This is a genomic window from Bradyrhizobium sp. HKCCYLRH2047 (genome assembly GCF_051168175.1).
Lineage (GTDB): Bacteria > Pseudomonadota > Alphaproteobacteria > Rhizobiales > Xanthobacteraceae > Bradyrhizobium.
In genome coordinates, this window is record NZ_JBNPUM010000005.1 from 394852 (window position 1) to 408931 (window position 14080).

Here is a 14080-nt window from a genome sequence, read left to right on the forward strand (position 1 = left end):
CCGCTTCCAGTTGGATCAATAGCGACAACGAAGCTTGGTCATGACGATCGCGTTCTCTCCTCGCCTTCGGGCCCTGGCCATCTGCACTCTTGCCGCACTCGTCTGCGGCATCGGAACGATGTCGGCTCGCGCCCAGAGCATCGTCGTCATGGTCAATGGCGATCCCATCACCGACTATGACATCGAGCAGCGCACCAAGCTGAACTTCCTGAGCACTCGCAAGCATCAGACTCGCCAGGAGATCATCAACGAGCTGATCGACGACAAGGTGAAGATCAAGGAAGGCAAGAAGTTTGGCGTCGAGCCGACCGCCTCCGACGTCGACCAGTCGTTTGCCGGCATGGGCTCTCGCATGCGGCTCAACCCGGAACAGTTGACCAAATCGCTGGAGAGCCAGGGTGTACGGCCGGAGACGCTGAAGGCGCGCATCAAGGCCGAGATCGTCTGGAGCAGCCTGGTGCGCGGCCGCTACAAGGAACGCCTGATCGTCTCCGACAAGGACGTGGCCGCGGCTGTCGCCGCCGCGGGCGGCGATGGCGATCAGCAGGGCCAGGCGTTCGAGTACAAGATGCAGCCGATCGTGCTGATCGTGTCGAACTCCTCGAACCAGGGCCTGATGGAAGCGCGGCACAAGGAGGCCGAGGCCTTGCGCGCACGGGTGCAGACCTGCGCCGAAGCCAATAACATCTTCAAGACGACGGCGAATGCGGTCATCAAGGAGATCGTCGTCAAGACGTCCGCCGACATCCCGCCGAATCTGCGCAAGCTGCTCGATGACACGCCGATCGGCCACCTGACTCCGCCGGAAGCGACGCGGCAGGGCATCCAGATGGTGGCCCTCTGCTCGCGGACTCCGACCACGATCGACACGCCGAAGAAGCGGGAGATCAAGGAGCAGATGTACACCAAGAAATACGAGGCCACCTCCAAGGCCTATCTGCAGGAAGTCCGCAAGGCGGCGATGATCGAATATCGCTGATGACGAAGCCGCTCGCGCTGACCCTGGGGGAACCGGCAGGCATCGGACCCGACATCACCCTGCAGGCGTGGCTGCGCCGCACCGAGCTCGGGCTTCCCCCCTTCTACGTGCGCGGCGATCCTGCCTTTCTCGCGCAGCGCGCCAGGCTGCTCGACCTTCCCGTCACCGTGGACGAAGTTCGTCCCGAACAAGCGGCGCAGGCGTTTGCGACCGCGCTGCCCGTGGTCTCCACCGGGCACGCCGTGACGGCCCTGCCGGGCCGGCCGGACACGACGAGTGCCGCGGCGGCCATCGGCTCGATCCGTGAGGCCGTGGCTGACGTGAGGGCCGGACGCGCCAGCGCCGTCGTGACCAACCCGATCGCCAAGGCCGTGCTCTACCGTGCCGGCTTCTCGCATCCCGGCCATACCGAATTTCTCGCCGAGCTCGCCGCCGATGGCGGCGCGGCCCCGCAGCCTGTCATGATGCTGTGGTCACCGATGCTCGCCGTCGTGCCGGTGACGATCCACGTCGCGCTGCGCGACGCGATCGAGCAGCTCACGAGCCCGCTGATCACCTCGACGACGCGCATCGTCGCGGCGAGCCTGCGCCGCTATTTCGGCGTGTCGCGGCCGCGCATTGCGATGTCGGGACTCAATCCGCATGCGGGCGAGGACGGTACGCTCGGCACCGAAGAGGACACGATTATCGCGCCCGCGATCGCAACCTTGCGCAATGCCGGACTCGACGTGCAGGGACCGCTGCCCGCCGACACGATGTTTCATGACGCTGCGCGCAAGACCTACGACTGCGCCATCTGCATGTATCACGACCAGGCGCTGATCCCGCTCAAGACGCTGGCGTTCGACGACGGCGTCAACGTGACGCTCGGCCTGCCCTTCATCCGCACCTCGCCGGACCACGGCACGGCGTTCGGCATCGCCGGCAAAGGCACCGCCAATCCGGCAAGCCTGATTGCAGCGTTGCGACTCGCCGCACGCATGGTCCAGCAATCATCATGAGCGCGATCGACGACCTCCCGCCGCTGCGCGAGGTCATCCGCGATCATCAGTTGTCGGCGCGCAAGGCGCTCGGCCAGAACTTCCTGCTCGATCTCAATCTCACCGCCCGGATCGCGCGCGCCGCGGGTCCGCTCGAGGACGCCACGGTGGTGGAGATCGGCCCAGGCCCGGGCGGCCTGACGCGGGCGCTGCTCGCGCTCGGCGCGCGCCACGTGATCGCGGTCGAGCACGACGAGCGCGCGATCCCGGCGCTGCAGGCGATCGCCGCGCGCTATCCGGGGCGGCTCGAAATCGTCTGCACCGACGCCCGCACCTTCGACGTCCGGCCCTACCTCGGCAGCACCAAAGCAAAGATCGTCGCCAACCTGCCCTACAACATCGCGACGCATCTCCTGATCGGCTGGCTCTCTACAGAGCCGTGGCCGCCCTGGTACGACATGATGGTGCTGATGTTTCAGCGCGAGGTCGCCGAGCGCATCGTCGCGCGCGAGAACGAGGACGCCTATGGGCGGCTCGGCGTGCTCGCCAACTGGCGCTGCGAGACCAAGATCCTGTTCGACATCTCGCCATCCGCCTTCGTGCCGCCGCCGAAGGTCACGTCGTCCGTGGTGCGGCTGGTGCCGCGCCCGTCGCCCGAACCCTGCGACCGCCGCGCGCTCGAGCAGGTCGCCGCCGCCGCCTTCGGCCAGCGCCGCAAGATGCTGCGGCAGAGCCTGAAGTCGCTGCCGGCGGATCCCGCGCGGCTCGCAGCCGCCGCAGGCGTCGATCCCACCCGCCGCGCCGAGACCATTCCGGTGTCGGGCTTTGTTGCCATGGCCCGCGAATTGACCAATAGTCGCGACGAGAACAAGTCGTAATCAACAAGCATTTCAGGGAGTTTCATCATGGCGTTGATGCGCCGTCAGTCGCTCGTCAAGTTCGACGCACCGCTGTGCGAAACCATCGTCGAGACGCCGAAGCCGCAAGGCCGGGAAGTTCTGGTTCGCATCGAGCGCTGCGGCCTGTGCCACTCCGACCTGCATATCCAGGACGGCTATGCCGATCTCGGCGGCGGCAAGCGCCTGGACACCACGCGCGGCATGACCCTGCCCTTCACGCTCGGCCATGAGATCGCCGGCGTTGTCGACGAGGTCGGAGCCGACGTGCCGAAGGAGCTGATCGGCGCCCGGCGCGCGGTGTTTCCGTGGATCGGCTGCGGCCAGTGCCGCGACTGCGCCAATGGCGACGAGAATTTGTGCGCCAAGCAGCGCTTCCTCGGCGTCTCGATCGACGGCGGCTTCGCCACCCACGTGCTGGTGCCGGATGCGAAGTATCTGCTGGAATACGATCCGCTGCCGGTCAACCAGGCCGCGACGCTGATGTGCTCCGGCGTAACGGCCTATGGCGCGCTCAAGCGCCTCGTGGATCGGCCGCGCCAGCGCAATTTGCTGCTGATCGGACTCGGGGGCGTCGGCATGATGGGCCTGTCGTTCGCGCAGGCCATGTTCAAGCAGCCGATCTCGGTGGCCGACCTCTCGGCGGCCGCGCGCGAGACCGCGCTGAAGAATGGCGCTGCGACGGCCTACGATCCGGCCGAGCCGGATGTGATCAAGCGCATCCTCAAGGAGACCGAGGGCGGCTTCGACGAAATCGTCGATTTCGCCGGCAACGAGAAGTCGATGGCCTTTGCGGTCTCCGTCGCAGCGCGCGGCGGCAAGATCGTCGTGTCAGGACTGATGGGCGGCCAGTTCACCCTGCCGATGGTTCAATGGGTGTACAAGCGCATGACCATCGAGGGCTTCATGGTCGGCACGCTGGCCGAGGCGCACGAACTGATGGCGCTCGCGCGCGCCGGCAAGATCAAGCCGCCGCCGATGCGCGAGGAGCCGATGGCTGACGTACAGAAGTGGATCGATGCGCTGCGCGCCGGCCATGTGGTCGGACGCGTGGTGCTGACGAACTGATCCCTCGCCGTTGCGACATCGCGCGCGGCGACGGTGCTGTACCGCCGCCGCTCGCCGCCACTGCGGCCCATCATTTGTCCACAAACGCAGAGGTTGTCGGCGCGACGCCTCTGACCCCTGAGGGTGAAAAGCCAGGTCCATCGTCACCGATGTGACCGATTTGGCGCGATAGCGCGGCCAAAATCGCGGCGTGATGCGGAGCTTCTTGTGGGAAAAAAGCCGCACTCGGGCACGAAAGGATCGCGACAGAATTAATCCGGAATTGCGGCTCATTGCCACCCAACTTCTCTCCGAGAACGCGCCGTTGCGTAAGCGTATCCGGAGTCTTCAATGGCAAGCCGAACGGCAGGAGTTGCGTTTGCCATTGCAGCCGGAATCCTTGGCACCGTCGTGCTCGTGCTGCCGCGCGTCGTGTTGGCGGCGGAGGAATGTCTGACCGAGCCGACGGGAGAGAAGTCCGACGCGCAACGCTGGTACTATCGTTTCGATCGTGGCACCAATCGGCGTTGCTGGTATCTGAAAGACGCCAACGGCAACACCCGTGACGCCGCGGCACCGATACGGGCGACGCAGCAGCCGGCTCCGTGGGACTTCGCCCAGCCCGCTCCACCCAAACTGACGCCAAGACGCACCGATGGCCCGGTCGCTCGCACCAGCGACGCCCTCGCAGAAGCGCCGCAGCCGCGGCTGCGTGCCGATCTCGCCGTGCGGGGCACGCCGAAGCCGCAGACTCTCGCCACACCGACGACGCTGACCGCATCCGACACCAGCCTGCCCCGCAGCCTCGATACCTCGCCCTGGCCCTCTGCCCCGCCACAACAGGCGGAGCCGATCGCTGCCGATGCGCCACCGCCGGCAATGGCCGACGATGGCAATGCGGAGCCGGACACGAATGCGGCGCCGGCTGCCGACGGGCCGATCATCGCACCGAAGCCAAGCAAGCCCGAAGCGCCCATCCACGTGCTCATGCTCGTGGTCATCGGCGCCCTCGCGATTTCAGGACTGCTGGCGAGCGCGCTCTATCGGCTCGCCCGGATGGGACGGCGGCAACGGCGCAACGGCAGCTGGCACGCGGACGCAGTCCGGATGCGCCGTAGTCGCATCAAACCACGGTCCAAGGCGCCGCAGGGCGGGATGCGTGCGGGCCGCGGCAGCATGCCGGCAGCACCCTCCCATTCAGGCGGCAGCCGCGGCTCTCAGCCGGCTTCGGCGCTCGACCTCGCGAGCGCGCGGCTGGCGGCTTCGCCGGACCAGGTCGAGCCCCGTCCGCAGCGGCCGGCGCCGTCTCCCCAGCAGCAGGATCACCCGGCCGTAGCCGCACGCCGACGCGACCGGGACGCGGCTGCGGCGATGCAACGATCGCAGTCCACCGACGCGGTATGGCAGGCGGTCGATGAGCTGGTCGATCGCGCAGCGATACGCCGGGCCGAGCCTTCCGGGGCACAGACCGCTGCGACCAACGCGCAGCCAATGCCGGTTGCCGCAACTGCCCCATCGCCTACTGCTCCGGCGCAGGCACAACTGACGGCTGCCCAGATGGCCGCGGCGCAGGCCGCTGCCGCCAAGATTGCAGCAGCCCAGGCGAGCGCTGCTGCTGCAGACGCCTCGCCGCGCTCGCCGACCTATGCGGCACCGACGGCACCCGCCGAGCCCTGGCCGGCGGCGCAGCGGGTTGAACCAGCGAATCCCGCCCGTATCCAGGTGGGCGCACCAATGCCGCCATCGGCCCCGCCACCGACGCAGGCTGCCGCGACCGCCGCCCCACCCGCCCCTGTCGACGTCAGCGAAATCGTGTCGGCGCTGCGCAGGGCCCGCAACAGCGATGCCACGTCCCCCGCTGCCGGCGCGCCGATCGACGCCGCCAAGGTGATTGCCGCGCTGCTGGTGTCGCGCGCGGCCAAGCGGCGTACCACGCACCCCGGCGAGGCTGGCGACGGTCCGGCTGCAGCGGCCCTCGCTGAGACGGCTCCGCCAGCGCAGGCGGACGCTGCACACCGGACCACGCAGGCGTCGCAACCCCTGACGAACCAATTGCGTGGCGGCCAGCCGGCCGCTCAGCCCGTTCCCGCGATGCCCGATCAGCCCGCGCCCCCGCGCGCGCCGTCAACGGCACCAGCCGATCCAGCGGCCGCGCTGATCGAGACGCTTCGCGCGCATGCGGCACGACAGCCGGCCCCTCAGCCTGACGATGACATCGCGAGGGCCGGACCCGGGATGATGTCGGAGGCCCCTGCCGCCGAAGACGACGAGCTCGACGATCCTGCGGCGGCGCTGATCAACCTTCTGCAGTCGCGCTTTTCATTGCCCGAAGACGAGCTGGAGGCGGAGCCGCAGCAGGAGGAGTTCTCCGTCGAGGCTCCGCAGGACGTCGCGCATATGCATGATGATCCCGCGGCCCGACTGATGAGTCTCCTGGAATCGCGGTCGTCGATCCCCGCCGCGCCACCGATCATCGACAGGCCGCAGGCGCCGCAGCAACCGCAGCGGCCGCCGCAGCAGCGACCCCTGTTCGTGCCGAGCCAGTTCGAGGACCCGGCGACCCCGCCGCTCGACTTTATTCCGCGGCCTCCGGCGCTGCGCCCGCGGCCGCGCAACATTCAGCACGATGATGAGCTCGACGGCATCCAGGACATCCTGGCGCGCCTCGGCCGGCGGGCGTAGACGGAAGGCGTTTCAGCCCTCGAGCTGGCGCTGCAACTCGCGCACGAAGGTCGTCAGGCCGGTGCGGCGCTCGCGCTTCAGGCGCTCGGCCTTGAGGATCGACTGCACCTCGGCAAACGCGTCGTCGACGTTGCGGTTGATGACGATGTAGTCGTACTCCGCCCAGTGGCTCATCTCGTGGCTGGCGCGGCTCATGCGCCCGCGGATGACCTCATCGGAGTCCTGCGCGCGGGTGTGGAGACGCTTCTCCAGATCGGCGGCGGACGGCGGCAGGATGAACACGCTGACGACGTCCTGCCGCGCCTTCTCGCGCAGTTGCTGCGTGCCCTGCCAGTCGATGTCGAACAGCACGTCCTGGCCCGCCGACAACGCCGCTTCGACCGGCGCGCGCGGCGTGCCATAGCGGTTGTCGAACACGGTGGCCCATTCGAGCAGCTCGTTGCGCTTGGCCATGTCCTCGAAGCGCGCGCGGTCGACGAAGTGATAGTCGCGGCCGTCGACCTCACCTGGCCGCATCGAGCGCGTCGTCGCCGAGACCGACATCCGCAGACCCGACATGCGCTCGATCAGCAGGCGCGACAGCGTCGTCTTACCCGCCCCCGAAGGCGATGACAGCACGAACATCAGGCCGCGCCGCTCGACCCCATCGAAGCTTCCGTCGTGAGCCGCCATGGATCACTCCAGATTCTGAACCTGTTCGCGGAACTGCTCGACCACGGTCTTCAGCTCCAGGCCGATGTTCGTCAGCTCGATGTCGTTCGACTTCGAGCAGGTGGTGTTGACCTCGCGATGGAATTCCTGGGCGAGGAAGTCGAGCCGGCGGCCGACGGGCCCGCCCTTGCCGAGCATCTCGCGCGCCTGCGCGATGTGGGAGGCGATGCGATCGAGTTCCTCGCGCACGTCGGCCTTGGCCGCGATCAGCAGCGCCTCCTGCGCCAGGCGGTCAGGATCGAAGCGGTCCGACGTGTCGAGCAGGGCCGCGACCTGCTCGGCGAGTCGCGCCTTGATGGCCTCTGGCTTGCGGCCCGGCGATGTTTCGGCCCTCTTCGCCAGTGCCTCGATCTCGTCGACGCGCTGGTTGAGGATCTGTCCGAGCGTGTCGCCCTCACGCCGACGCATCTCCACGAGATGTTTCAGCGCGGTCTCGAACGCCGCGATCGCCGCCTCCTTGGCGGCCTTGTCCTCGGCCTCGTCGGTCTCCGGCTCCGCCACCTCGATCACGCCCTTGATCGACAGCAGCCCATCGATGCTGGGCGCGACCGCGTCGATCCGGCCCGCGAGCTGGCTCGCCACCTTCACGACGGCCGCCAGCACATCCTCGTTGATTCGTACCGTCGACCCGGTCTCGGTGCGCTTGACGGTGAGATTGGCGTAGACGGTGCCGCGCGACAGCACCTCGGTGGCGCGCTTCTTGGCGAAGGCCTCGACCTCGTCCCAGCCCTGCGGCAGCCGCACCCGGACGTCCAATCCCTTGGCATTGACCGATTTCAACTCCCACTCGAACGAGTAGGGACCGCTTGCCCCGTGGCTACGGGCAAAGCCGGTCATGCTCGACAGCGCCATTTCGTCCATGTCTCCGGCATATCGGGAATGGCGGGACAGACTCGCTCCGCCAAAAGTGCGCGAACCTTACGGCCTTTTGGGCAAATGTTAAGCCCGGTTCTGCGCGGCCGACATGCGTGGGAAATTATTGCTGAACGACCGGCGGGGTCGGCTGCGCAGCGCCCTGCCGCGCCCCGTTGCCGGGTGCAACACCGCCGTTGGCGCGGTTGGCGGGCGGCCTCTTCGCACCGGCCGGCGCCCGTGGCGCGGCTGCTGCCCCGGCCGCCGGATCCGCCGCTCCGCCGGCAACGGCGGGCGGCGCCTCGTCGGGCTCGACGGTGTCGTTCTGGGTCTGGCGCTCCATCGCCCTGAGCTTGGCGACGTTCTTCTGGTGAAGGTCGTAGGTTTCGGTGAACGCGTGGCCGCCGGTGCCGTCGGCGACGAAATAGAGATCGCGCGTGCGCGCCGGATTGGCCGTCGCCTCCAGCGAGGCGCGGCCGGGGTTGGAGATCGGTCCCGGCGGCAGGCCCTCAATCACATAGGTGTTGTAGGGCGACGGTTGGGTGATCTCGCTGCGCTTGATCGGACGGCCCAGTGTGCCCTTGCCGCCGACCAGACCATAGATGATGGTCGGATCGGACTGCAGCTTGATCCTCTGCTTCAGCCGGTTGACGAACACCGCGGCCACCCGGCTGCGCTCGTCGGGCTTGCCGGTCTCCTTCTCGACGATCGAAGCCAGCGTCACCAGCTGCTCCGGCGTCCTGACCGGCAGATCCGGACTGCGCCGTTCCCAGATCTCGGCCAACACGCGCTTCTGCGCCTGCTGCATGCGCTGCACGACCTGATCGCGGCTGGTCCCGCGCGGGAACTTGTAGGTCTCCGGCAACAACGTGCCTTCGCGCGGAATCTCGCGGACGCTGCCGGTGAAGATCTCGTTCTCGGACAGGCGCGCCACGATCTGCTCTGACGTCAGGCCTTCGGGCACGGTCACCGAATGCTGCACGACCTTGCCTTCGACGATGACGCCGATCACGTCGCGCAACGATGCATTCTTCTGGAACGCATACTCGCCCGGCTTGAGGTCGGAACTGGCCTTCAGCGCATAGACCCCACCGATGAAGATCCACGGATTGACGTCGATCACACCTTCACGCGCGAGCACGTCGGCAATATCGCGTTTGCCCGCGCGCTGCGGGATGTTGACGACCTTGTCCTCCTGCAGCGGTCCTGCCGCTTCGAGAATCTGCCGTCCATAATAGTAGGCCGCGCCCACGCCGAGCATGGCCAGGATGAGCAAGGTGATGATCGCATTGCCGACCACCACGAACGGATTACGGGCGCGGTCGGAGCGGCGCGGCGGCGGCGGCACGCGTTCCGGCTCCAGCGCTGCGCGCGGGCTGCGGGGCGAGATGGGCGGCCGTTCACTCATCGATGCAACCTTCAGTCCTGTCGCTCTCGTCGTGGCCGTGCGCTCCCCAACGCAAGCGACCTGAAGTCCACGCCCAATTTAACGATTCGTCATCTCGTCATCGAATACGGCGAAAAGGTGTTTTCGCCGGGCCTCACCGCCATGCGCATCCACTTACCGCATCGGCGCCGAAGGCCGACCTGCGAAAGACACGCGAAGTTAAAGACACGCGAAGTTAAAGACACGCGAAGTCTTGGGTTCTAGTGTGGCTGCAGTCGGATATCCGCGTGACCAAGCGACAATCGGCCCGAGCGGCATTCCGTCCTTCCGCACTAGGTCACCACGCGCCGCAAAACCACCGACGCGTTGGTGCCGCCGAAACCAAAGGAGTTCGACAGCGCCACGTTGATCTCGCGTTTGCGAGGTGCATGCGGCACGAGATCGATCGCGGTTTCCACCGACGGATTCTCCAGATTGATCGTCGGCGGCGCGATGTTATCCCGAATCGCGAGAATGCTGAAGATGGCTTCGACGGCGCCGGCCGCGCCGAGCAAATGGCCGATCGACGATTTGGTCGACGACATCGAGATCTTCGAAGCGGCATTGCCAAGCAGGCGCTCGACCGCGCCGAGTTCGATCTCGTCGCCGACTTGAGTCGAGGTGCCGTGCGCGTTGATGTAGTCGAGGTCGGCGGCCGTGATGCCGGCGCGCTTCAGCGCCGCACTCATGCTGCGAAAGCCGCCGTCGCCATCCGGCGATGGCGATGTGATGTGATAGGCGTCGCCGGACAGTCCGTAGCCGCAGACCTCGGCGTAGATCCGCGCGCCGCGTGCCTTGGCGTGCTCATACTCCTCGAGCACGACCACGCCGGCGCCCTCGCCCATCACGAAGCCATCGCGGTCCTTGTCGTAAGGACGCGACGCGCGCTCGGGCGTCTCGTTGAATCCGGTCGACAGTGCGCGGGCCGCGCAGAACCCGGCCATGCCGATTCGGCAAATCGGCGATTCGGTGCCGCCGGCGACCATGACATCGGCATCGCCGAGCGCGATCAGGCGGCTGGCGTCGCCGATCGCATGCGCGCCGGTCGAGCAGGCGGTGACGACCGAATGATTGGGGCCCTTGAGCCCGTGCTCGATCGAGACATAGCCCGAGGCGAGATTGATCAGACGTCCGGGAATGAAGAAGGGCGACACTTTGCGCGGACCGCGCTCCTTCAGCAGGATCGCCGTGTCGGCAATGCCCGAGAGGCCACCGATGCCGGACCCGATCAGCGTGCCGGTGGCGCAGCGGTCCTCTTCCGTCGCAGGATGCCAGTTGGCGTCATCGAGCGCCTGACGCGCCGCAGCCATCGCGAAAATGATGAAATCGTCGACCTTGCGCTGGTCCTTGGGCTCCATCCACTGGTCGGCGTTGAAGGTGCCGTCGGAGCCATCGCCGCGCGGCACCTGACAGGCCACCTTGGCGGGAAGATCGGAGACCTCGAACGACTCGATCAAGCGCGCACCGCTCTTGCCCTGAAGGATGCGCTGCCAGGTCGTTTCCACACCACAGCCAAGCGGCGAAACCATGCCAAGGCCAGTGACGACAACCCGCCTCATGTTCGTTTCTCCAGACCCGATTTTGAGCGCTTGTGGATCGGCTGACGGCCGTCGCCGCATCTCGGGTCAATTGTTCGAGTAACACGGTCTGGCCAGGCAGCGCGACCGAATCGTCTGTCGCCGGCCGCCAGATGACGGCTCATCACGACGCCGCCAACAGCAAGAAACCGGTCGACCGCACAAGACGGATCGGCCGGTTTCGCGCAACTTCGCCGGAGCGTCAGCTCTTGGCGTTCTTCTCGAGGAACTTGGTGGCGTCGCCGACGGTCAGGATCGTCTCGGCGGCGTCGTCCGGAATCTCGCAACCAAACTCTTCCTCGAAGGCCATGACGAGCTCGACCGTGTCGAGGCTGTCAGCACCGAGGTCGTCAATGAAGCTCGCGTTGTCGACCACTTTCTCGGGCTCGACACCAAGGTGTTCGACCACGATCTTCTTAACCCGCTCGCCAATCTCACTCATCGTTCAACCTCGTGCTTGTTCCTTTAAGACCCGACCCCCGGATGATCCGCATCACCCCGGCCGCTAAACTTCCTTCGCGATCGCGCAAAACCAGATTTGCCCCGCAGCGCCCCTTTACCGAAATTTGGCGGACGACTTGCGGTCCGAAAACTTCGGAAACGGGGCCACTCACAAACTCCAATCCACACTCTCCATGAGGCCGGTACGCCTCCGATCCAGAGCGCTCAAACAGGAACCCGGATCAGCAGCGCCAGCCGACGGAGGCCCGGCGAACGATGGCAGCTCGCCCCGCCAATATACAGGGTTTGGAAATCCTGCAATGGCGTTCTTCGTGCCCCCATCAGCTGCCCGGTTACCATACACGCGAATCGTTGACCACACGGCCCGGTATGCTGGTCGCGACGTCTTTTCGCCGCATTCCGAGCCGCGGCAGGGCCTAGATCATCGCCATGCCGCCGTTGACGTGGATGGTCTGGCCCGTGACATACGCCGCCTCGTTGGAGGCGAGGTACACCGCAGCTGCAGCAATGTCCTCTGGCGTGCCCAGCCGCGCCGCCGGCACCTTGGCGAGGATCGACTCGCGCTGCTTCTCGTTCAGAGCGTCGGTCATCGGTGTCTTGATGAAGCCCGGTGCGATGCAGTTGGCGGTCACGCCGCGCTTGGCGTACTCGGCGCCGAGCGTCTTGATCATGCCGATGATGCCGGCCTTGGACGCCGTGTAATTGCCCTGCCCCGGATTGCCGGTGACGCCGACGATCGAGGTGATCGCGATGATGCGGCCGAAGCGCTTGCGCATCATCAGCTTGGTGGCGGCACGCGAGAGGCGGAATGTCGCGGTCAGGTTGACCTTGATTACCTCGTCCCAATCCTCGTCGCGGAGCTGCACGAACAGGTTGTCGCGGGTGATGCCGGCGTTGGCGACGAGAATGTCGACCTGCCCCATCGCCTGCTCGGCGGCCGGCACCAGCGCCTCGACCTCGGCCGCGTCAGACAGATTGCAAGGCAGCACATGCACACGGCTGCCCAGCTCGCCCGCGAGGGTCTCGAGCACCTCGCGCCGGGTGCCGGAAACGGCCACGGTCGCTCCCTGGGAATGCAAGGCCTTGGCGATCGCATTGCCGATGCCGCCGGTCGCGCCGGTGACCAGCGCGGTCCTGCCACTCAGATCGAACATCAAACTCTCCTCAATGCCGCTATACGCGACGCTCTACGACGTTTTGACCGCGGCCAGCGCATCCTTGGCGGCCGCAATGTCCGCCGGTCCGCCGACGGCGACACCGACTGCACCATCCGCGATCCGCTTGACCAGGCCGCTGAGCACCTTGCCCGCGCCGATCTCCAGGAAGCGCGTCACGCCCTGGCTCGCCATGTAGGCGATCGATTCGCGCCAGCGCACCGTACCCGTGACCTGCTCGACCAGGCGACGGCGAATCTCGTCAGGATCACTGATCGGGGCCGCGAGCACGTTCGAGACCAGCGGCGAGGCCGGCGCCTTGATGGTGACCTTGGAGAGCGCCTCCGCCATGACGTCGGCCGCCGGCTGCATCAGCTTGCAGTGGAACGGCGCGGAGACCGGCAGCAGCATGGCGCGCTTGGCGCCCTTGGCGCGTGCGATCTCGACGGCGCGATCGACGGCAGTCTTGTTGCCGGACACCACCACTTGGCCGCCGCCATTGTCGTTGGCGGCCTGGCAGACCTCGCCCTGAGCCGCCTCTTCGGCGACCGCCACGGCTGCCTCGTAATCCATCCCGAGCAGCGCGGCCATGGCGCCGACGCCTACCGGAACGGCCTTCTGCATCGCGAGACCGCGCGTCCGCAGCAGGCGGGCGGTGTCGGCGGTGGTCAGGCTGCCGGCGGCCGCCAGTGCCGAATATTCGCCCAGCGAGTGACCCGCGACGAAGGCCGCGTCCCGCCCGACCGAGAACCCCGCCTCGGCCTCCAGCACCCGTAAGGTCGCCATCGACACCGCCATCAGGGCGGGCTGGGCATTTTCGGTCAGCTGCAGGGTCTCGGCCGGACCTTCCCAAATGATGGTCGTCAGCTTCTCGCCGAGGGCAGCGTCGACCTCCTCGAACACGGCGCGGGCCACCGGGAAGGCGTCCGCGAGCGCCTTGCCCATGCCGACGGCCTGGGACCCCTGCCCCGGAAAAGTGAATGCTGCCGTCATGGCCGCCCCCCTGAACGTTCCAAAATCCCTGGAATTGAGTAACTTTGGCCGGAAAGACACTGGCAAAGGCCGGGATGTCAAGCGCGTGACGGGCGCATTTCGACCACTTTCCCTTGCCTTGGCGCCGAAAATCGGTATAAGGCCCGCCATCCGTGGATCCTGAGCCGGGAGCTGAACGGACGGTCCCAGCAAATTCACCTTGCTCAACCTTGGGGATGTACCCTCTCCAAGCTGTCCAGGCGATTTGATGTGGCAGGGCCAGTCGGCCCGTCGTCCCGTGTTCCCGCCTTCTGAGCTGACGTCTGCGAGTCCTTTCCACAA

12 protein-coding genes are annotated in these 14080 nt (G+C 66.8%); 5 read left to right on the top strand and 7 right to left on the bottom strand.

Features of this window, described 5'->3' with window-relative positions; translation table 11 throughout:
• Positions 1 to 40: 40 nt before the first annotated feature.
• The 5 genes from ACQR1D_RS15090 to ACQR1D_RS15110 all read left to right on the top strand — a co-directional run bounded on the left by ACQR1D_RS15090 (position 41) and on the right by ACQR1D_RS15110 (position 6584).
• Positions 41 to 979: a SurA N-terminal domain-containing protein gene (locus ACQR1D_RS15090; RefSeq protein WP_315800292.1), complete on the top strand. Its 939-nt coding sequence runs from the start codon at positions 41 to 43 to the stop codon at positions 977 to 979.
• Complete coding sequence (gene pdxA, locus ACQR1D_RS15095) at positions 979 to 1980, top strand: 4-hydroxythreonine-4-phosphate dehydrogenase PdxA (RefSeq protein ID WP_434893869.1); 1002 nt, start codon at positions 979 to 981, stop codon at positions 1978 to 1980. Before ACQR1D_RS15090 ends, pdxA begins: the two co-directional genes overlap by 1 nt.
• The gene (rsmA, locus tag ACQR1D_RS15100; protein WP_316180914.1) at positions 1977 to 2837 is read left to right on the top strand and encodes a 16S rRNA (adenine(1518)-N(6)/adenine(1519)-N(6))-dimethyltransferase RsmA; all 861 of its coding nucleotides are present in this window, start codon (positions 1977 to 1979) and stop codon (positions 2835 to 2837) included. Before pdxA ends, rsmA begins: the two co-directional genes overlap by 4 nt.
• A 27-nt stretch (positions 2838 to 2864) precedes the next feature.
• Positions 2865 to 3923, top strand: a complete 1059-nt coding sequence (locus ACQR1D_RS15105; protein ID WP_434840008.1) for an alcohol dehydrogenase — start codon at positions 2865 to 2867, stop codon at positions 3921 to 3923.
• 330 nt (positions 3924 to 4253) lie between these two features.
• Complete coding sequence (locus ACQR1D_RS15110; protein ID WP_434840007.1) at positions 4254 to 6584, top strand: hypothetical protein; 2331 nt, start codon at positions 4254 to 4256, stop codon at positions 6582 to 6584.
• Between the two features lie 12 nt (positions 6585 to 6596).
• On the opposite strand, the gene gmk is transcribed toward ACQR1D_RS15110, so the two are convergent.
• The 7 genes from gmk to fabD all read right to left on the bottom strand — a co-directional run bounded on the left by gmk (position 6597) and on the right by fabD (position 13759).
• On the bottom strand, positions 6597 to 7256 hold the full coding sequence (gene gmk, locus ACQR1D_RS15115) for a guanylate kinase (RefSeq protein ID WP_315800297.1): 660 nt from the start codon (positions 7254 to 7256) through the stop codon (positions 6597 to 6599).
• Positions 7257 to 7259: 3 nt separating this feature from the next.
• On the bottom strand, positions 7260 to 8147 hold the full coding sequence (locus ACQR1D_RS15120) for a YicC/YloC family endoribonuclease (protein ID WP_315800446.1): 888 nt from the start codon (positions 8145 to 8147) through the stop codon (positions 7260 to 7262).
• 124 nt (positions 8148 to 8271) lie between these two features.
• The gene (gene mltG, locus ACQR1D_RS15125; RefSeq protein ID WP_315800298.1) at positions 8272 to 9555 is read right to left on the bottom strand and encodes an endolytic transglycosylase MltG; all 1284 of its coding nucleotides are present in this window, start codon (positions 9553 to 9555) and stop codon (positions 8272 to 8274) included.
• A 311-nt stretch (positions 9556 to 9866) separates the two neighbouring features.
• Entirely contained in the window at positions 9867 to 11132 is a 1266-nt protein-coding gene (gene fabF / locus ACQR1D_RS15130) for a beta-ketoacyl-ACP synthase II (protein WP_315800299.1), read from the bottom strand.
• Positions 11133 to 11352: 220 nt separating this feature from the next.
• Positions 11353 to 11592, bottom strand: coding sequence for an acyl carrier protein (locus tag ACQR1D_RS15135; RefSeq protein WP_006610957.1), 240 nt, complete (start codon positions 11590 to 11592; stop codon positions 11353 to 11355).
• Positions 11593 to 12028: 436 nt separating this feature from the next.
• Positions 12029 to 12766, bottom strand: a complete 738-nt coding sequence (gene fabG, locus ACQR1D_RS15140; protein WP_315800300.1) for a 3-oxoacyl-[acyl-carrier-protein] reductase — start codon at positions 12764 to 12766, stop codon at positions 12029 to 12031.
• 33 nt (positions 12767 to 12799) lie between these two features.
• Positions 12800 to 13759 carry an ACP S-malonyltransferase gene (gene fabD, locus ACQR1D_RS15145; protein ID WP_434840006.1) on the bottom strand — a complete coding sequence of 320 codons (960 nt, stop codon included), beginning with the start codon at positions 13757 to 13759 and terminating at the stop codon, positions 12800 to 12802.
• Positions 13760 to 14080 lie beyond the last annotated feature (321 nt).

What these genes read in the sequence shown, in the direction of transcription:
- pdxA (WP_434893869.1), top strand. Translation starts at nt 979, where the DNA reads ATGACGAAGCCGCTCGCGCTGACCCTGGGGGAACCGGCAGGCATCGGA.
- ACQR1D_RS15120 (WP_315800446.1), bottom strand. Translation starts at nt 8,147, where the DNA reads ATGGCGCTGTCGAGCATGACCGGCTTTGCCCGTAGCCACGGGGCAAGC.
- gmk (WP_315800297.1), bottom strand. Translation starts at nt 7,256, where the DNA reads ATGGCGGCTCACGACGGAAGCTTCGATGGGGTCGAGCGGCGCGGCCTG.
- ACQR1D_RS15105 (WP_434840008.1), top strand. Translation starts at nt 2,865, where the DNA reads ATGGCGTTGATGCGCCGTCAGTCGCTCGTCAAGTTCGACGCACCGCTG.
- mltG (WP_315800298.1), bottom strand. Translation starts at nt 9,555, where the DNA reads ATGAGTGAACGGCCGCCCATCTCGCCCCGCAGCCCGCGCGCAGCGCTG.
- fabG (WP_315800300.1), bottom strand. Translation starts at nt 12,766, where the DNA reads ATGTTCGATCTGAGTGGCAGGACCGCGCTGGTCACCGGCGCGACCGGC.
- fabF (WP_315800299.1), bottom strand. Translation starts at nt 11,132, where the DNA reads ATGAGGCGGGTTGTCGTCACTGGCCTTGGCATGGTTTCGCCGCTTGGC.
- ACQR1D_RS15110 (WP_434840007.1), top strand. Translation starts at nt 4,254, where the DNA reads ATGGCAAGCCGAACGGCAGGAGTTGCGTTTGCCATTGCAGCCGGAATC.
- fabD (WP_434840006.1), bottom strand. Translation starts at nt 13,759, where the DNA reads ATGACGGCAGCATTCACTTTTCCGGGGCAGGGGTCCCAGGCCGTCGGC.
- ACQR1D_RS15135 (WP_006610957.1), bottom strand. Translation starts at nt 11,592, where the DNA reads ATGAGTGAGATTGGCGAGCGGGTTAAGAAGATCGTGGTCGAACACCTT.
- ACQR1D_RS15090 (WP_315800292.1), top strand. Translation starts at nt 41, where the DNA reads ATGACGATCGCGTTCTCTCCTCGCCTTCGGGCCCTGGCCATCTGCACT.
- rsmA (WP_316180914.1), top strand. Translation starts at nt 1,977, where the DNA reads ATGAGCGCGATCGACGACCTCCCGCCGCTGCGCGAGGTCATCCGCGAT.